The sequence below is a fragment of the Corynebacterium sp. TAE3-ERU30 genome (assembly GCF_019209925.1).
GTDB lineage: Bacteria > Actinomycetota > Actinomycetes > Mycobacteriales > Mycobacteriaceae > Corynebacterium > Corynebacterium megadyptis.
In genome coordinates this window covers 557729-576192 of sequence record NZ_JAHUTO010000002.1, presented here as the reverse complement: position 1 = coordinate 576192, position 18464 = coordinate 557729, and the positions used below count along the sequence as shown (strand labels likewise).

The following is an 18464-nucleotide window of genomic DNA, read 5'->3' as shown; positions in this document are numbered from 1 at the left end:
GTTTTAAATATGAATTCCTCAGCGCGCCCCGTAGTACCACGCTCTCTCATTGTTGCCTTCTGGGGCACCGGAATCTCCCTGCTGGCCTCGGTCGTGATCATGGTCATGCTCTACATCGTGGCCTCGAGCGCGGCAGAAGTTCCTATGTTCATCTCGGTCATCGTGTTGAACCTCAGTGCCTTCGTGGCCTTTATTGCCGCTGCTCTCGCCGCCGCGCAACACTCGGGGCCAGTGCGCACCCACGCCACCGTTCTCCTCGCCTCCATTGTGATTGGCCGGATTATTCTCGCCATCGGCGGCGGCAGGGTGGAAACCACAGGGGCGCTTGCCACCCTCCAGATCATCAGCATCGTGCTCCTGCTGGGAGCCATGATCTACGTTGGGCTGGGAATGAAGAAGGGCTTCGCTACGGCGTAGAGAGGCTGTTGCAGATGGCGATGACGAGGTATACCGCCGGTACAGCCCGCGCCGAATAGCGAGAAACCCAGCCGGGAGAGCTCCCGACTGGGGTGAAGTGTGTGCCCACTTGGTATGTGGATACTGTGAGTAAACCTCAGGGTTACTTATCGCATGCGATGCCGTCTTTGTCTCGATCGAGCCCAGGGCGATAGCCTGGCTGGCCGGCATAGATGGGGGCTACGCCAGCGGCTCGGGCTGCGTCACAGTTCGGGTAGTAGGCGTTGGCAGGAGCCGGCGCGGGGGCTGGTGCGGGAGCTGGTGCGGGAGCTGGCGCAGGAGCCGGCGCGGGGGCTGGTGCGGGAGCAGGGTTGGGCGACGTGGTTGGAGCAGGTTCAGGCTCGGGTTCCGGCGCGGGGACAATATTCGCCCGCGACGGCTCATCCCGCTGGGGCTGAGTTGTGCTATTTGAGGTGCTGCTACGCCGCTCAGGCTTAGGGGACTCTTTCTTGTGGCTCGTGCTGGTGCTAGTGGTAGTAGAGCGCTCAGTCCTAGTAGGTGTAGTGGTGCTCGTCGTTGTCTTGCTCGTGGTGCTCGTCGTTGTCTTGCTCGTGCTGGTGGTTGAGCCGTCTGAAGACTCCCTCTCGTCCGAGGCAAGCGAAACTGCCCCTCCTGCGGCAAGCAGCACGACGCTAGATAAAGCAATGATCACCCATTTACGGGGAGCTTTAGTTACTGGCACAGACGCCCCCTGTAGGAGTTGGCGGTCTCCCCCGGTGAGGTATCCGGCAAGTTGCCGGTCTCGCTCTACCTGCTGTTGGAGCTTCCTATCGCGGAATTGGTAGTAAAACCACGCTGCGCCGGGGAGGATGATAGCGATGGAGGTAAAGAGGCCGCTGATAAATGATCGCGTTCCGCTGGTGATGGTGAGAAGGTTGATGAGAAATAGGAGGCCGCCGATGATGAGGGATACGGTGGCAAGAACCTTTGGAGTTCTATTTGTGTTGTGGGGGCTGTTCACGTTGGGACCTTGGGTAGCGTGATGAGGTAGAGATGGTTGGTTATCGGAGGCGCTGCGGCTGTACAGGCGTGTGGTGATGCTCGCTACACGCTGAGGCGGTACGTGCCTCGCGTCTGTGATGATATATCCCCGTGCACCGTAGGTCCTTGGTTTTGGTGAGATTGCGACGGCGTTAGCCCCTACAGGGGGCATGCGTCGACGTACCTACAGCCCCAGTGCAGAGATACAACAATCCCCTCTAGGCGAGATAACCGCCTAGAGGGGATATAAAGAAAAAGTGCGCCATCAGGGACTCGAACCCCGAACCCGCTGATTAAGAGTCAGCTGCTCTGCCAATTGAGCTAATGGCGCCTGCTCTGCGTCCCTGCCGTGATGGCCGGTGCGCTGTGCAACGAGATGTTATATTACAAACAGTTTCACACCTTGTAAAATCGCCAGCTCAAGGGCCATTTACGGGCTTCGCGCGCCGCGTGTGGATGCGTGGTGTGAGACGGGGTGTATCGCTGCGTTTGTGGGGATAATGTGCGGCGCTCCTCGTCGGAATGATGGTGCCGCGGCAGCTGCCAGACAAGGCTCGGGGAGGGGCTCGATTTTTGACACACAGTGTCGACACCAGAGCGTGTGACATGCGATAAGCAACAGTTTGGTCACGGTTTTGGGAAGCGCTTTTTCCGACGCGGTCTGAGGGCGCGGGGCGTGTACAATCCACCGAGACTATGGTTTATCGACGGAGTGAAATGTTTAGCACAGGGCGGTTCTCTTTTAGTGGGCTGACGGACGCGGTCAGCGGGGGTTTTAGGGCTCAGTCTCGGCTGCTGCGAGCGCTGATGGCGCTGCTCGTGTCGTGTTCGCTGGTTCTTGCCGGATGCACGATCGGTAACAGCAACGCGGAAGAAGAGGCAGCTGAGCAGGCCAAGATAGAGAAGGTCCGCGAGGAGGAAACTCCGAAGCTGAATGTCGGAGATGAGGCCACGGATGTCAATCCCACGGAGCCCATCGAGGTCACTGTCGAGCATACCACCCTGACGTCGGTGACGATGACGAACGAAGCTGGCAAGGTGGTCGAAGCCGAGATCAGCGACAACGGTAAGAAGTGGCATGTCACAGAGCCACTGGGCTATTACCGCACCTACACCGTGGATGCGCAGGCCGCGAATGGCCAGTCTCTCGAGGCAAGTTTCACCACGGTCGCACCCGATGGCCGGGCGGCTGTTTACTTGGGGCCGCTGGATGGCTCGGTCGTGGGCGTGGGCCAGACTATCTCTTTCCGTTTTAACGCCCCGATTGCGGATCGTCAGGCTGCCCAGGATGCTATTACCGTGAGCACTACCCCTGAGGTAGAGGGCGCATTCTATTGGCTGAATAATTCGGAGATGCGCTGGCGTCCGGCCGAGTTCTGGCCCAGCGGCACCGAGGTTGAGGTGAGGGCCGATATCTATGGCGTCGATTTGGGCAACGGCATGTACGGCAACGCCGATAATGAAATCTCGTTCAGCATCGGTGATGAGATCATCAGCACCGTCGATGACTCGACCAAGACCATGACGGTGACCAAAAACGGTGAGGTGCTCAAGACGATGCCCGTCTCCTTGGGCGATGCGGATTTCCCCACGCCGAATGGCACCTACATGATTGGCGATCAGAACCCCTCGATGATCATGGATTCTTCTACCTTCGGCCTAGCCGTGGATAGCCCCCGTGGTTATCGACAGAAGGTGGACTGGGCCACCCAGATGTCGTGGTCGGGAATCTATGTGCACTCCGCGCCGTGGTCCATGTGGGCCCAGGGCAGCACGAATACCTCCCACGGCTGTGTGAACGTCTCTCCGGAGAACGCCAAGTGGTTCCAGGAGCTGGTCAAGCGCGGTGATGTGGTGAAGGTGAAAAACACCATCGGCGGCGAGCTCTCCGGCTTTGATGGTCTCGGCGACTGGAATATTCCTTGGGAAACGTGGAAGAAGGGCAACGCGGACCAAACCTCCTCGTGGTAAACCCTTTCCTCTAGTGCCTGAAACCAACGGCCCAGCCAACTATTCACTGGCTGGGCCGTTGTCGTGTGTATACCCCTAGAGTTGTATGCCCCTAGAGCGCTGGGTCGGCGCCGGGCAGCTCCCATGCGGCGGAGAGGATCTCCATGGCGTGCAGCATCGCCGCATGCGACGGCGATTGCAGCGAGATCATGAGCTCATCAGCGCCGGTGCGCTCCTGGAACTCCGAGAGATAGCTGCGCACCTCGGGCTTCGTGCCGATCGCGGTATAGCGCATCATGGTGCTCACCTGCTGACCCGCATAGGAGTGCAGCAAGGCGTCGAGCTGTTTTTCGCTGAGCTCGCGGCCGCGGGCGGCGAGCGACTTCACCCGACTGCGCCGCACCTGCTCCCAGTCCTCCTGGGCTTGGGCTGTGGTATCAGCGGCCGTCACATTCACCGCGGCGATCACATAGGGGTTGGGATTAACGGCACTCGGCTGGTAGCGCTCGCGGTAGACAGCGATGGCCTCATCGAGGTGCTGCGGCGCGAAGTGCGAGGCGAAGGCATAGGGCAGGCCGAGTTGTGCGGCCAGCTGGGCGCCAAAGAGGGAGGAGCCGAGAATATACAGCGGTACCTCAGTGGCGGCGCCGGGAATGGCCTGCACGCCGGGGATCCGGCTCTCCCCGGAGAGATAGCCCTGCACTTCGGCGACATCCTCGGGGAAGCGCTCGGCGGCGCGAGGGGAGCGTCGTAAAGCCTGCACAGTGCGCTGATCGGTACCCGGGGCACGGCCCAAGCCCAGCCCGATACGGCCGGGATACATCTCCTCTAGGGCCCCGAATTGTTCGGCGATCACCAGTGGCGCGTGATTCGGCAGCATCACTCCGCCCGCCCCCAGTTTGATGGTGGAAGTATGCGCGCCCACGTGGGCGATCAGCACGGCCGGGGCGGAGGACGCGATACGCGGCATATTGTGGTGCTCCGCGTACCAGATGCGTTCATAGCCTAGTTTCTCTGCGCGCTGCGCAAGCCGTACCGAGCGCGAGAAACTATCGCGAGGCCGTTCCCCGTCGTAGACGAGGGCGAAATCGATGAGCGACAGCGGAATCATGCGTGCCTTTCTCATGCGGGAGTAGTGCTTTTACCCACTGTAGAGAAAAGGCCCACACGTGGTGGGCCTGAGTCTCAGCTTATCGACGCCACGCTGCAGGCGCGCGGCGCGAGGGCTTTAGGATTTCGCCGAATCGGGGGTATCCGTATCGCGCAGCTGCTCGGCGTCCTCTTCGCTGAAGTCCACGGAATCATCCTGCACCAGCGAATCAGTCACTTCCTCCTGCACCGCATCGGAGAGGTAATCATCGGAGATCTGGGAATCCCCCATCAGCTTCTCCATTTCCGCTGCGTGATCGTCGGTGAACTCCTTATCCGGGTGGTGCTTACGGTAGGCGAGATCGCGAATCTTATTGCGGCGCTTCGACTCCGAGGCGATCTTGCGGCGATCGCGGAGATAGAAGATCACCAGCACGGCGATGAGCAGCAGGCCGAGGTAGCCGAGAATCGGGTACACCTTCGCCATCAGGGAACCGAAGCCGATGAAGGAGATGGCGTAGCCCACCAAGGTGGTGATGATGAAGTAGAGGCGGAACTTAGACTGCTTGCCCGCGGAGAGGCGGCGGCCCAGGGCGTAGAACATGCCGATAGCGGAGTTGTAGATCATCGCGTAAACGATGAACACCGCGATAATGGCCATCACCGGGTGGATCTCCTCGAAGAGGGTGAGGTTGGGCACCGAGGAGCCCTCCACCTTGTCGGCGCCGAGGAAGAGCGTCACCGAGATCATCACCAGCAGCACCGTGTAGGCGATACCGCCCACGAGCCCGCCGAGGGAGGATTCGCGCGGGTCGAGGTAGCTGCCGCCGATCACGAGCACCATGGAGATCGCCATGATTTCCACCAAGCCCGCGTAGTTAATGGCCGAGAGCCACCACGGACTGATGGGGGATTCGGCCTGCACGGCCACATCGTTGAGGCTGGACAGATCGTCCGGCAGGTTGAACATCATGTAGGTGAAGGCGATGATCACTGCGATGATCATGGCCGGGGTGAGCGCGCCAATCACGTTCGACACCTTGTTGATGTCGAGGAAGCCCGAGGCAATCACCAGCGCCAGCATGACGGTGGAGCCCACCCAGGTGGGCCAGCCGAACTGCTGGTTGAAGGTGGAACCCGCGCCGGCGAGCATCACGAATCCCAAGCTGAAGAGGGTGATCATCACCGAGACGTCCATGAAGCGGGCCACCCACTTCTTGGAGATGTCTTGGAATACCTCGTTGTGCTCGTCGGCCAGGAAATAGCTGCCCAGCTGGAGCGAGAGCATGCCGCCAATGGAGATGAGCAGCCCGGCCAGCACGGCGCCGGCGATGCCGATGGAGCCGTGGGAGACGAAGTATTGAATCGTTTCCTGGCCGGTGGCGAAGCCGGCGCCCACGAGCAAGCCAATGAAGGCAAGCGTGATGGATATGACGCGTTTAAGCATGAATGTGTTCAGTCCTTAAAGAAGAGAAATACAAGGCGCGGTGGCATGCGCCCTGCTCAGCATTAGCAGGGCGCAGTGCACGAGACTCACTAAGACTCAAGAAACCGCTCTTAGCATGCAACCCAGAAACTGTCTTGAGCAGCCAAAACGCAAATAGTTGTTATCTGATTGTTATTAAAGCAGAGGAAACTGTGACGTGCGTTTCTTGTTAGTTTTGCGCAGCTAATACGGGTGATTGTGTCGCCTTTCAGCGTACCCGTGCGGGCGCATGTGTCGGCGGGTGTGTCTGGGCTCCGCAATAAAATAAGCCCCCAGACCCTGTTTCCAAGGCCGGGGGCTCATCGTCGGGGTGGCTGACGGGACTCGAACCCGCGACACCCAGGATCACAACCTGGTGCTCTACCAGCTGAACTACAGCCACCATCGCTGCCGTTTTCTGCAGCGAGAGTTATAGTAGCGCACCGCATAAGAAAAGCAAAAACTGCAGCTGGTGTGGGTAATCGCAGGCGCCCAAGCGGCGGGGATGCGGCGCTCTCACTTGACGTAGGATGACTCAGTGATACGGTAACCCTGCTGAGAACCTACGGGTGCGCATGCTCTCACCATTCTCCGCGCGTGGGCGGGGAAGCGGGGAGTGTCGCACGCCCACGCCGCTTCTCTCCTCATATTCTTCTGGGCCCGCTCTCGTGGGCCCCCGCGCTCCCCAAGGACCCCTCGTGTTCGATTATCTCGCAGCCAATCCATTGATTGCGCTGATGGCGATACTTGCCCTCGGCTATCTTCTGGGCAAAGTGAACGTGGCCGGCATATCGCTCGGCTCCGCCGCCGTGTTGTTCGTCTCCATTGCTTTCTCTGCGGTCGAGCCGGAGATCCAGCTCCCGCCGCTGCTGTACACCTTCGGCCTGGCGCTGTTTGTGTATGCCATCGGCTTGAGCTTCGGTGCGCAGTTCTTCGCGGAGTTCCGCTCCCGTGGCTGGAAGATCAGCGCCCTCGCTGGTCTCGTGCTCACCGGTGTGATCGTGCTGGCCTATATCGGCGTGAAGTTCTTGGGGCTCGACGCCGCCCAAGGCGCCGGCAGCATGACGGGCGCAGTCACCTCCACTCCTGGTATGGCAGCCATCGTGGAAACCATGAAGGCCTCGGGTATCACTGACCCCGAAGCGCTAGCGCTGCCCGTGATCGGCTACTCGCTGGCCTATCCGGGTGGTGTTCTGGGTCTGATCCTCGTGGCCGCCGTGGGAGCGAAGCTGCGCAAGGTGGATCACGTCGCAGACGCCAAAGAGGCCGGTGTGATCACCGAGGACCTCCACCTCACCGGCCTCGAGCTCGGCCCCATAGAACCCAGCACGGTCGCTGAGGTGCTGCGCCCCACGGGTGCTGAGGTGGTGGCTACCCGCCTGATTCACCACGAGGATCCGGAGAACCAAACCCTCATCACCGCGGATACCGAGGTGACGAGCGGCGATGTGCTGCTGATTCACGGCACGCAGGAGGAGCTCCGGCGAGCCACACACATCCTGGGCCGCGAGGTGCATTTCCCCATCGATGACCACAATCTCGATTATCGCCGCTTCTCGGTGTCTAATCCGCAGATCGTGGGCCGCACTATCGACGAGCTTGGCCTCGCGGAGAAGCGTTTTTTGATCGCGCGGGTGCGTCGCGGTGACTCCGACTTCATCCCCACACCCACGACCCGTTTGGAATACTCGGACAAGGTGCGGGTCGTCACCCCGACCCACAAGATGGCCGAGGCCAGAAAGTTCTTCGGTGATAGCGAGAACGCCCTGGGCAACTTTGATTTCTTCCCCTTCTTCTTGGGGCTGCTCGCCGGACTCCTGGTGGGCATGATTCCGATCCCGATGCCGGGCGGGCTGACTCTCTCCCTGGGCTTCGGTGGCGGCCCCATCCTCGTGGGACTGCTCTTGGGCTGGCGTGGCCGCACCGGCCGGTTGCAGTGGATCGTGCCCTTCCAGGCCAACAAGATCTTCATCAATATCGGCTTGGCGCTCTTCCTCGCCGGGGTGGGCACCACCGCCGGGGCCGGCTTCGCCGCGGCGCTCTCTGATGTTGAATCCTTGCTCTACGTGGGCTTTGGTCTTGTTCTCACGCTCGTTGCAGCGATCGCCATGGCCGTCCTCGGCGCGTGGGTGCTGGGGGCGAAATGGGATGAAACCATGGGCATGGCCGGTGGTATTTCCACCAATCCTGCGATTATCGCCTATCTCAACGCGCAGACCGGCACCGATCTCGCCGCGCGGGGCTATGCCACGGTGTATCCGGTGGGCATGATCGGCAAGATCATCGGCGCCCAAGTGCTCTTCCTGCTGCTCGTCTAGGCCCGCGGCAGACACGCATAACGCCCGCTACCTTCACTCTGGGTAGCGGGCGTTGGTGGTTTTACTGTCCGAGATGCTCCCGGTAGCGGTCGACGGCCTGAGCGGCGGCGTCGCCACAGTTCTCCGATGTGGGGCCGGGATCGGCCACGAAGAGAGCGCGGCGATAGTAGTCGAGTTCGCGGATCGATTCCACGATATCCGCCAGTGCGCGGTGGGCGAGGCCCTTGTCCGGCTGGTGGTAGTACACCCGCGGCTGCCAGCGCCGTGCCAGTTCCTTGACGGAGGAGACATCCACCATGCGGTAGTGCAGCGCCGCATCGAGGGCCGGCATATGCGCCTTGATGAAGGCGCGGTCGGTAGCGATGGAGTTACCGGCCAAGGGGGCGGGGTGCTCGGGATCGCAGTGCTCCGCGATGAGCTCCAGCACCGTCTGCTCCGCCTCGGCGAGGCTGATAGTGGAGGCTGTGATCTCCTCGGTCAGCCCGCTGGAGGCGTGCATATTCGCCACAAAATCATCCATCTGGGCCAGCTCTTCTTCACTGGCGTGCACCACGATGTCCACGCCCTCGCCGAGGATATTCAGCTGGGCGTCGGTGACCACGGCGGCGATCTCCACGATCACATGTCGCGCGGGATCGAGACCCGTCATCTCCAGGTCGATCCACACGAGGCGATCATATTTTGCGGGTAGCTGCGGCTCAGACATGCTCACGGAGGGCGCTTTCTAGGGTTGAGAGGAACAACAATGGTTAACCCATTCGAGCATAGAAGGAACCCATCAGTGGCGCGAGTAGGCCCGTCGGGGCCACCGTGGATACCGCATTCATGACCTTCGATAGCGGCCCCGGCACCACGCGGCGCCGGTTATTGGCCAAAGCCTCGAGGGTTTCTTTCGAACAGGATTCATAGGTGGTCCACAGGAAGTCGGGCACCACCTTGTCCACGATGGACTTCTCCTCCTCGGCGATCTCCGCCTCGCGCACCGGCCCAGGAGCCAGCAGGGTGCAGTGCACCCCAGTCTTGCGCAGCTCATAGTGCAGCGCCTCGGTAAAGGCGTTCACGCCCGCCTTGGTGAAGACGTAGGTGGCGTTATTCGGGATCGGCACATTGCCGGCCGCCGAGCCCACGTTGAGGATCGCGCCCTCGCCCCGCTGGAGCATTCCCGCCAGCACGGCATGGGTGAGCTCGAATACGGCCCGGGCGTTGAGCTCGAACTGATCCTGCTCATAGTTCCAGTCCTGATCGCGGAAGGCGCCGAAGCTGGCGATGCCGGCGGAGTTGATGATGATGGAAATCTCGCGCTGGGCCAGCTCATCGACCAGCTCGGCGCGGGCGTCGGCGCGGGCCAAATCAACAGCGCGCACCTCCACTTCCACGCCATGCTTATCGACGAGTTCTGCCGCCAGATCCTGCAGCACGGCCTCGCGGCGTGCAACAAGAATGAGGTTATGGCCCGCTGCGGCGAGATCCCGGGCAATCGCGCGGCCAATGCCCTGGCTGGCGCCGGTGACTACGGCCCGCTGCTGGGGTTGGGGGAGAGGAAGAGACATGATGAGGTGATGAATCCTAATTAGTTGGAGTTGGCGGCGCGGTAGGAGGCGAGCACGTCGTTGCCAATAACGATATCTCCGAGACCGGAGCCCAGATTCTGTGCCACCACAATGCCCTCGGGGCGATCGCCATTCAGCAGATCGCCGGTAGCGCCGGTGGCCTTGGGGTAGTCCTCGGCGATCTTCGCCGGCCGCAGTGCCTCGTACTGGGTGGGATCATCGGCGACAAGAGTGCTGGCGGCGGCCAGTTCCTTGCCCACCACGGTGCCATAGTCCAGCGGCAGCAGGGTCACATCATCGCGCACCTGCGCGGAGGTGATCTCCTGTCCCGGTACCCGCATGGCGAGGCCGGTGATAATCACCCCGGCGTCGCGGATCGCACCATCGCGATCCAAGGTGGGCTTCAAGGTGATGCCGGGAGTGTGCTCGGCGGCCCACTCCATCAGCGCGTCGAGGGAGGAGGAGCTACGTCCCCACACGGTCATTTCCTCATAGCCGAGTCCCTCGAGAATCTGGGCATGCGAGCGGGCCTGCACCCCGGTGCCGAGGAAGGTCACATCACGGCGCTCCCCGCCGTCGATAGCGAGGCTGGCGCCGGTGACGGCGGCGGTACGGAAAGCGGTCAGCGGGGCGGCGTCGAGAATGGCGAGGGTAGAGCCATCATCTGGGTCGGAGAGCAGCACGCTGCCTTGGACGAAGGGCAGGCCCTTCTCTGGGTTGTTCGGGGTGAGTGTCACCCACTTGGTGCCAAAAAGATTGCGATCTGGCCAGGCGGCGGGCATCGAGTTGGAATAGGAGCGGCCCTCGCCGGCGCTCACCTGAATCTTCGGCACGGTGTTGGCCGAGCCATCAGCGATGGCGATCAATGCCTCTTTAATGGACTCCACGGCTGCGGCGGGGCTGGGCAAATGGGCTTCGACTGTGTCGTGATCAATAATGAGCATGCCGTCGAGCTTACTAAAACACTCCGGGTACCAAGGTGACACATGTCTCAGCCTGCGGGAATGCGCTGTGCGACCCCGCGTATGAGGGGATGGGACGTCGGGAAGCGGACAGCACTTCTCGAGGGCAGTGCGGATCGCCCATAAAAAGTACCCCCGGCAGGACTCGAACCCGCGACACATGGGGTAGAAACCCACTGCTCTAATCCACTGAGCTACGGAGGTATATCGCTGCACGGGGCGCCGAGCGGGCGCGTGCACAGCGATGCCTACGTATGTTAGTCACCGCGCTGAGCAGCGCGCAAAAGGCGGGACCGCAGCGCTGGCTTGTGGGTGCTAGGAGGAATTGAGGTCATGGTCAATTAACGATCCTCGGGCTGGCGGCTATCCTAAGAACATGGCTGAAGCGACGAGCATCTCCGCTGGTACAACCGCACCGGCACCCTCGGCCCCTTCCTCCCCAGCGCGCCCCAGCAAGGCGCTCTACGTGCTATTTTTCACTACAGCAGGACTGGTTGCGGGCCTCATTTCATGGCAATTCCTGAGTGCCTCCCTAGCGGCGCTGGGTATTCCCGACCCCGGCCCGGCCACCACCGCCGGGCTGCCCTTTTTGCGCGCCGGGGGAATGATGCTGGCCGCGCTTGCTGTGGGCTCCTTTTATTTCAGCTCTTTTCTTACCCCGCCGCGTACCCAGCACGTCAGCGAGATGTACGTGGACAAACGCCGGCTGGCGGCGGCGGAGCAGCGCTCCCAAGCCAGCGGCTATGGCTATGAGTTTCACCGCGAATCAGAACTGGCCACCCGGCTGCGGGTAGCGGAACTCGGCGTGGATGGCTCCTTGGCCAGCCGCACCGGCGCGGTGGCGGCGCTGTGCTTCGGCATGATCGCGGTGGCGATGGTGCCGATGTATCTCTCGGATGTCTCCGGCGAGCCGCTGTGGCAGGCGATGAAGCCGGGGAATTGGTCCATCGCGATCTCCCAGGTCTCCACTTCGCTGGCTTGGATTGTGGTGGCCTGTGTCGCCCTGGTCGTCGGGCTGGGGGCGCTCTTGAGCAAGAAGTGGATTATGCAGCCAGTGTGGCTGCTGCTGTCGGTGCTCATGATCGTCCCGCTGGGTATGGAGGGGCACTCCGCCAGCGGCGGTAATCACGACTACGGCACGAACTCCTATCTCTGGCACCTGCTGTTCATGGTGCTGTGGGTCGGTGGGCTCATGGCGCTTATCGCGCATGGCCGCCGTCGGGGTACCCACCTCGATATTGCTGTTCGACGCTATTCCCCGCTCGCGCTGGTGGCTGTCATCGGCATGACGCTGTCCGGTCTGCTTAACGCCGCCGTGCGCATCGACTTCTCGGACTGGCTCACCTCCGGCTATGGCCTGTTGATTACCGCCAAGGCCGTGGGCGTGGTGGTGCTTGGTCTCTTCGGCTTCGCCCACCGCCGCATTGCCATCCCGCGGCTGGAGCGCGACCCGAATGATCACCGCACCTTCCGCCGCATCGCCATCGTGGAGGTGCTGGTGATGGGCGCGGTCACCGGTGTTGCCGTCTCCCTGGGCCGCACCCCGCCGCCCCCGCCGCTGGTAGCGGATATCAACACCATGGATATCCAGCTGGGCTACAAGCTCTACGAGGAGCCCACGATCTGGAATGTGTGGACGATGTGGCGCTTCGATATCGCCTTCGCCACCTTCGGGCTGATCCTCGCGGGACTGTATATATACGGTCTCATCAAGCTGCGCCGCAAGGGCGAGAGCTGGCCGGTTCGCCGCAGCGCCTGGTTCCTGCTTGGCTGCGCCACCCTGGTGATCACCATGAGCTCGGGTATCGGCATGAATATCCCGGCCACCTTCTCGATGCACATGGTCGGGCACATGATCCTGTCTATGACCATCCCCGTGTTCTGGGTGCTGGGCTATCCGCTGCAGCTGGCGTTGAAAGCCAATGAGCCGTCGACAAGCGATGTGCCGGGACTCTATGAATTCGCGGAGATCGCCCTCGATAATCCCGTGCTGCGGGTGGTGGTGCACCCAGTGTTTAACACCGTGCAGTTCCTCGTGATCTTCTATCTGATGTATCTGGTGCCGAGCCTGTACGAGGTGGCGATTTCCGAGCACGCCGGACACCTGAGCATGAATGTGCTGTTTTTGTGGTCGGGCTACATGTACTACTGGGACATCATGGCCACCGACCCGCTGCCGGTGCAGCGCTCGCCCATGTCGAAGACAGCGTGGCTGACCTTCTCGCTTCCTTTCCACATGTACTTCGCGGTCTATCTCATGCAGACCCAGCAGGTGATGGGCGAGGAGTTCTACAGCACCCTCGGTTTGCCCTGGGAGGTGGACCTGCTCTGGGATCAGACTGTGGGCGGCGGCATCGCCTGGGCATCCGGCGCATTCCCGCTGGTGATCGTCTACATTGTGGTGCTGCGCAAGTGGCTGACCGCGGATCGCCGCGAGTCCCGCGCCTATGACACGCAGGCGGATGCCACCGACGATGAGCAGCTCGAGGCCTATAACCAGTGGCTGCAGCAGGTCAGCCGCGGCGAGGACAGGCAGGACGACTACCACAATAAGGACATTTCGCGGCCGCGCCGCCGCTAACACTGGGTCTGTGGACTAGGGCCTGTGGATAACCTCAGCCCCGTGGGGGTGGGCGAGGCAGTTATCCACAGGCCCGAGTGCTCTCTCGGGCCGGCGCGAGGGTGGATGGGCCACTCTGGTGATCGCACGCAACAAAGAACACCAGAAAGGACCGTGCAGCTATGCCAATGATCCAAACCACTCTGATGGGCAATCTCGGCACCGAGCCCGAATACCGGCTATTTCCCAGCGGCAAGGAACTCACCAAGTTTCGCGTCTGCTCCTCCAAATCCCGCCAAAATGAGCAGGGAGACTGGGAGCAAGTCAGCGAGCTGTGGGTGGATGTCGAATGCTGGGGCCGGATCGCCTCCCCGGCCGCACACGCCTTGCGCTGCGGCATGAGCGTGATTCTTGTCGGCCACTTCTATACCGATGTCTGGGAGGTGGAAGACAATGGGGTGACCTCCAAGCGCAGCCAAGTGAAGTTTAAGGCCCAGTTTGTTGGCAGCGATGTCACCCGCTCGCTGCTGCGCGTCGGCGCGGGCAGTGAGGATAGCGTGGCGGATACCGCCGCGGATAATCGCGCCGCCGCCGCGAAAGCGCTGGGGGAGGAGGCCGAATCCGTGCCCTTCTAAGCCCGTGGTGCAATGTAGGTGCCCGCGCTGGAACTCATGTACCCTTTAAGGCGGCTAGCAGCGTTTTAGCCCTGCCCACTGCGTGGGCTGGGGCGGCTGCTCATTACTTAACGTGCACGTCATATTTAATAGGGAGTTACATAAGTTGGGCGAGTTTATCTACACCATGAAAAACGTCCGTAAGGCCCATGGTGACAAGGTCATTCTGGACAATGTCACCATGGCCTTTTATCCGGGCGCGAAGATCGGTGTCGTTGGTCCAAACGGCGCCGGTAAGTCCTCGATTCTGAAGATTATGGCCGGGCTGGACCAGCCCTCCAATGGCGAGGCCTTCCTGGATTCCGGTGCCACCGTCGGCATCTTGCAGCAGGAGCCGCCGCTGAATGAGGAAAAGACCGTCCGCGAGAACGTGGAAGAGGGCCTGGGCGGCATCTTCGAAAAGAAGCAGCGCTTCGAGGCCATCGCCGAGGAGATGGCCACCAATTACACCGATGAGCTCATGGAAGAGATGGGCAAGCTCCAAGAGGAGCTGGATGCCGCTGACGCCTGGGAAGTGGACTCCAAAATCGAGCAGGCCATGGAGGCCCTGCGCTGCCCGCCATCCGATGAGCCCGTCAACCACCTCTCCGGTGGTGAGCGCCGCCGCGTGGCCCTAGCCAAGCTGCTGCTCTCCGAGCCGGACCTGTTGCTGCTGGACGAGCCCACTAACCACCTGGACGCCGAGTCCGTGCTGTGGCTGGAGAAGCACCTGGCGGACTACCCCGGCGCCGTGCTGGCCGTGACCCACGATCGTTACTTCCTCGATCACGTGGCCGGCTGGATCTGCGAGGTCGACCGCGGCAAGCTCTACCCCTACGAGGGCAACTACTCCACCTACCTGGAGAAGAAGGCCGAGCGCCTCGAGGTGGCCGGTAAGAAGGACGCGAAGCTGCGCAAGCGCCTCAAGGACGAGCTGGCGTGGGTCCGCTCCGGCGCCAAGGCCCGCCAGGCCAAGAACAAGGCCCGTCTGGAGCGCTACGAGGAGATGGCCAAGGAAGCCGAGCAGTACAAGAAGCTCGACTTTGAAGAGATTCAGATCCCCACCCCGCCGCGCTTGGGTAACCAGGTGGTGGAGGTGCAGAACCTCACCAAGGGCTTCGATGGCCGCACTCTGATTAAGGATCTCTCCTTCACCCTGCCGCGCAACGGCATCGTGGGCGTGATCGGCCCCAATGGTGTGGGTAAGTCCACGCTGTTTAAAACCATTGTTGGCCTCGAGGAGCCGGACTCCGGCGAGGTCAAGGTGGGCCAGACCGTGCAGCTGTCCTATGTGGACCAGAACCGCGAGAACATCGACGGCGACAAGACTGTCTGGGAAGTTGTCTCCGATGGGCTCGACTATATTCACGTCGGTCAAAACGAGATGCCCTCGCGTGCCTACCTGTCTGCATTCGGCTTCAAGGGCCCGGACCAGCAGAAGCCGGCCAAGGTGCTCTCCGGTGGTGAGCGCAACCGCCTGAACCTTGCGCTGACTTTGAAGCAGGGCGGCAACTTGATCCTGCTGGACGAGCCGACCAACGACCTCGATGTGGAAACCCTGAGCTCGCTGGAAAACGCGCTGCAGAAGTTCCCCGGCTGTGCCGTGGTGATCTCCCACGATCGCTGGTTCCTGGACCGCACCTGTACCCACATCCTGGCCTGGGAAGGCAATATCGCCGAGGGCCAGTGGTTCTGGTTCGAAGGCAACTTCGAGGACTATGAGAAGAACAAGGTGGAGCGCCTCGGCCAGGAGGCCGCACGCCCCTCGCGTGTGACCCACCGCAAGCTCTCTCGTTAAACACCGAGGCCTAGGCACCCGCCCCCACAGCGGGGCCGGTGCTGCCGCGAAAACACCACCGCCGCCGAGCTGAAAAGCAGCTCAGCGGCGGTGGTGTCGTCTAAAGGCGAAGGGTATTTAGCGCACTTGGCGCACCTCAAACTGCATGCGCGGGTGCGCGAAGGCCTCCTGGGTTTCGATGAGCTTGAGCTCACGGCTGCCCGCGGTGTAGGTCGCCTCCACCAGGTCGAAAATGGAGGAGGTGGTGGCAGCGAGTGCGGCGGCGGCGTCGCGGCCCTCGGTGTAGTGGCCGGTGAAAAGCGCGGCGGTGACATCGCCGGAGCCGTTGATCTTAATCGGCAGCTTCGGGGTGGTGACCAGCCAGGCACCCTTCTCATCGACGGCCAGCATCTCCACTGTGCCCTCCTCGCGATCGGGGCGCTCCACGGAGGTCACCAGTGCCGCGGAGGGGCCAAGATCGAAGGCGGCGTCCACGGCGGCGAGGGTGGAATCCAGATCGGAGACCTCGCGGTCTACCAAGTAGCCCAGTTCGAACTGGTTGGGCACGATCACATCGGCCTGCGGCACCACCTTGTCGCGCAGTAGCGGCGGGATGGCGTCGGAGACGAAGCATCCAGACTTGGCATTGCCCATCACCGGATCGCACACGTAGATGGCATTCGGGTTGTGCTTTTTCACCCGCGCCACGGCGTCGAGGATCGCATCAGCGATGTCGGGGCCGCCCTGGTAGCCAGACAATACGGCATCCACCGAGCCCAGTACCTCGCGCTCCTCGAGGCCGGTGACGATGTCTGTGACATCAGAGGCGGGCATCAGCGGTCCGCGCCAGGCGCCATAGCCGGTGTGGTTGGAAAACTCCACGGTGTTGATAGCCCACACCTCGTGGCCCATGCGCTGGAGCGGGAACACGGCGGCGGAATTGCCGACGTGCCCATAGGTGACGTGCGATTGGATTGACAGGATGTTCATTCTCACCATTGTGCTAGAAAACGTGAAAGAAAAGAAAATATGGGTGCGCCCACACCACGGGCGGCGAGGTGGGGCGCGCAACGGTCCGGCGGTGCCACACCACAGGCGGCGCTATTAATCGTGGGCGCCAATCCCGTGCACGGGCGCGCCCGCACTGGCACAATGGCCTAGGTACGCATCTGAGCGAACGCATTGTATGTAAGAAGGTAACCACGATGACCGAAACAGCCGCCCATGTGGAAAGCTCCACGCCCGGCCCCATTCATTCCTGCGCCATTCCGGTGCGCTGGACCGACTTTGACCGCTTCGGGCACATGAGCAACTCCATCTATGTGGAGATTGCTCAGGAGGCGCGGATGCGTTTTGCTATCGACGAGTTCGTGCCCCGCGGCCTCGAGATCCCCACTGTGTTCGTGCGTCGCCTTGATGCCGACTATCTCGCCCCGGTGCTCACCGACACCACGGCGGTGACGGTGGATACCCAAGTCATTAGCATCGGCCACACCTCCTTTACCTCGCGGCAGAAGCTGAAGGATCGCCACGGCAAGATTTGCTGCATTATCGAAGTCGTGCAGATCGCGATGGACCTGCACACCTCGAGCCCGCGCCCGATTAGCGAGCGGGAGATCTCCGTGCTCACCCGCGCCGAGGAGACCAAGGCGATCTCGGACGGCAGTAACTAGAGCGGCGAGGTTGTGGTGCAGCTTTCCTCAGGACAGCAGGGAATCCTCGCGCTGATTACGCGCGCTCTCGCGCTCGACAGTGACGCCCATATCCGTATCGCCCGCCGCTCCGGCGGGCTGGAGTGTTTTGTGCACACCCCCTTTTCGGTGCTCGCAGGACGGCGTGCGGAGGGAACCATCGCCAGCGATGGGGCCGTGTATCGGGCCCAGGATCTGCTCACCTCCGAGGGCACGGGGTTAGACCCCCAGCCCAGTCCCGCTCCCGGCGGCGCCCTGTCGTGGCCGGGTGCCCTGCCCCCAGAAGACGGGTGGGAGCTCATCGAGTCCATCCCCGGAGCCGCGGTACGGCAGCTCGTGGATGCCGGGCGCGGCTTGGCAAAGCAATTTTCTACCACCATGGGGCCGCCAGTATCCCTGCTCAACTCCACGGTGATCAGCTGCAGCGCCGGCGAGATCACGGTAGAGGTGCCGATGCGCGCGGTATTCGCGCTCAACGCCTTCGGCTTTATTCCCACAGATACCTCGGAGCCCAGCCATAATCGTTTGCTGGTGTCGCGCTCGGGCAGGTGGGTGCGTATCGACGCCTACTACGGCTCGGTGTGGTACCGCGCCGGTGCGGAGTCCCTCACCAGCCTGCTCTAGGTGTGATTGACCAGCATATAGGCCACCCGCACCATGTGCTCCCACACCGCGGCACGGTGGGCGTCGGAAAGCTGCTCGGGGGATAGCTCATCCATGGAGGCTTTCATCAGCTCCAGCCAGCGCTCCGCGGCGGCCGCATCAATCTGAAAAGGCGCATGCCGCATGCGCAGCCGCGGATGCCCCCGCTGGGCGGAATACTCGCCCGGGCCGCCCCAGAATTGGATGAGAAACATTTTCAGCCGCCACTCGGCTCCCGCCATGTCCTCGGCTGGGTACATGGGGCCGAGGATGTCATCGTCTTTGACACGGGCATAAAACCCGGCCACTAAACGATCGAAGGTGTCCTCGCCGATCTCCTCAAAGACGCTGCGCGGTTCAGTCATGTCTA

At 62.0% G+C, this 18464-nt stretch carries 16 protein-coding genes and 3 tRNA genes; 8 read left to right on the top strand and 11 right to left on the bottom strand.

Translation table 11 applies throughout. The features are described 5' to 3' along the window. Positions 1-9: 9 nt before the first annotated feature. A complete protein-coding gene (locus KR227_RS05555) occupies positions 10-417 on the top strand; it encodes a hypothetical protein (protein ID WP_218364208.1) in 408 nt (135 codons plus the stop codon). A gap of 142 nt (positions 418-559) precedes the next feature. Here the strand turns inward: KR227_RS05555 and KR227_RS05550 are convergent, their stop codons facing one another. Continuing rightward, the gene (locus KR227_RS05550) at positions 560-1609 is read right to left on the bottom strand and encodes an excalibur calcium-binding domain-containing protein (protein WP_218364206.1); all 1050 of its coding nucleotides are present in this window, start codon (positions 1607-1609) and stop codon (positions 560-562) included. A gap of 86 nt (positions 1610-1695) precedes the next feature. Then, positions 1696-1768 (bottom strand) — tRNA-Lys (locus tag KR227_RS05545). Positions 1769-2154: 386 nt separating this feature from the next. Between KR227_RS05545 and KR227_RS05540 the strand changes: the two genes are divergently transcribed. Further along, on the top strand, positions 2155-3408 hold the full coding sequence (locus tag KR227_RS05540; RefSeq protein ID WP_218364387.1) for an Ig-like domain-containing protein: 1254 nt from the start codon (positions 2155-2157) through the stop codon (positions 3406-3408). Positions 3409-3499: 91 nt separating this feature from the next. On the opposite strand, the gene KR227_RS05535 is transcribed toward KR227_RS05540, so the two are convergent. The 3 genes from KR227_RS05535 to KR227_RS05525 all read right to left on the bottom strand — a co-directional run bounded on the left by KR227_RS05535 (position 3500) and on the right by KR227_RS05525 (position 6344). After that, entirely contained in the window at positions 3500-4513 is a 1014-nt protein-coding gene (locus tag KR227_RS05535; protein ID WP_255549105.1) for an LLM class flavin-dependent oxidoreductase, read from the bottom strand. A 102-nt stretch (positions 4514-4615) separates the two neighbouring features. After that, the gene (locus KR227_RS05530; RefSeq protein WP_218364205.1) at positions 4616-5923 is read right to left on the bottom strand and encodes a hypothetical protein; all 1308 of its coding nucleotides are present in this window, start codon (positions 5921-5923) and stop codon (positions 4616-4618) included. 348 nt (positions 5924-6271) lie between these two features. Further along, positions 6272-6344: transfer RNA gene (locus KR227_RS05525), tRNA-His, on the bottom strand. A 295-nt stretch (positions 6345-6639) separates the two neighbouring features. Between KR227_RS05525 and KR227_RS05520 the strand changes: the two genes are divergently transcribed. Further along, positions 6640-8259, top strand: coding sequence for an aspartate:alanine exchanger family transporter (locus KR227_RS05520; RefSeq protein ID WP_218364204.1), 1620 nt, complete (start codon positions 6640-6642; stop codon positions 8257-8259). A 61-nt stretch (positions 8260-8320) separates the two neighbouring features. Here KR227_RS05520 and orn read toward each other — a convergent pair whose 3' ends face one another. The 4 genes from orn to KR227_RS05500 all read right to left on the bottom strand — a co-directional run bounded on the left by orn (position 8321) and on the right by KR227_RS05500 (position 10975). Then, positions 8321-8965, bottom strand: coding sequence for an oligoribonuclease (gene orn / locus KR227_RS05515; protein ID WP_218364383.1), 645 nt, complete (start codon positions 8963-8965; stop codon positions 8321-8323). Positions 8966-9008: 43 nt separating this feature from the next. Further along, the gene (cmrA, locus tag KR227_RS05510; RefSeq protein ID WP_218364203.1) at positions 9009-9809 is read right to left on the bottom strand and encodes a mycolate reductase; all 801 of its coding nucleotides are present in this window, start codon (positions 9807-9809) and stop codon (positions 9009-9011) included. Between the two features lie 20 nt (positions 9810-9829). Further along, positions 9830-10795 (bottom strand): ornithine cyclodeaminase, encoded by a 966-nt coding sequence (locus KR227_RS05505; protein ID WP_370625175.1) that lies wholly within the window; start codon positions 10793-10795, stop codon positions 9830-9832. A gap of 106 nt (positions 10796-10901) precedes the next feature. Then, positions 10902-10975: transfer RNA gene (locus KR227_RS05500), tRNA-Arg, on the bottom strand. A 172-nt stretch (positions 10976-11147) separates the two neighbouring features. On the opposite strand from KR227_RS05500, the gene KR227_RS05495 reads away from it, so the two are divergent. From KR227_RS05495 to ettA, 3 genes are all read left to right on the top strand, one after another. Further along, a complete protein-coding gene (locus KR227_RS05495) occupies positions 11148-13352 on the top strand; it encodes a cytochrome c oxidase assembly protein (RefSeq protein WP_255549104.1) in 2205 nt (734 codons plus the stop codon). 161 nt (positions 13353-13513) lie between these two features. Then, positions 13514-13966: a single-stranded DNA-binding protein gene (locus tag KR227_RS05490; RefSeq protein ID WP_151529747.1), complete on the top strand. Its 453-nt coding sequence runs from the start codon at positions 13514-13516 to the stop codon at positions 13964-13966. 145 nt (positions 13967-14111) lie between these two features. After that, positions 14112-15782, top strand: a complete 1671-nt coding sequence (gene ettA, locus KR227_RS05485) for an energy-dependent translational throttle protein EttA (protein ID WP_218364202.1) — start codon at positions 14112-14114, stop codon at positions 15780-15782. Between the two features lie 117 nt (positions 15783-15899). On the opposite strand, the gene pdxY is transcribed toward ettA, so the two are convergent. Next, entirely contained in the window at positions 15900-16751 is an 852-nt protein-coding gene (gene pdxY, locus KR227_RS05480) for a pyridoxal kinase PdxY (RefSeq protein WP_218364201.1), read from the bottom strand. Positions 16752-16966: 215 nt separating this feature from the next. On the opposite strand from pdxY, the gene KR227_RS05475 reads away from it, so the two are divergent. Together KR227_RS05475 and KR227_RS05470 are read left to right on the top strand one after the other, a co-directional pair. Beyond that, complete coding sequence (locus KR227_RS05475; protein WP_151529744.1) at positions 16967-17434, top strand: thioesterase family protein; 468 nt, start codon at positions 16967-16969, stop codon at positions 17432-17434. 15 nt (positions 17435-17449) lie between these two features. Beyond that, positions 17450-18076, top strand: a complete 627-nt coding sequence (locus KR227_RS05470; RefSeq protein ID WP_370625174.1) for a hypothetical protein — start codon at positions 17450-17452, stop codon at positions 18074-18076. Here KR227_RS05470 and KR227_RS05465 read toward each other — a convergent pair. After that, positions 18073-18459, bottom strand: a complete 387-nt coding sequence (locus KR227_RS05465) for a globin (RefSeq protein WP_218364199.1) — start codon at positions 18457-18459, stop codon at positions 18073-18075. The two genes, KR227_RS05470 and KR227_RS05465, sit on opposite strands and share 4 nt — an antisense overlap. Between the last annotated feature and the right edge of the window lie 5 nt (positions 18460-18464).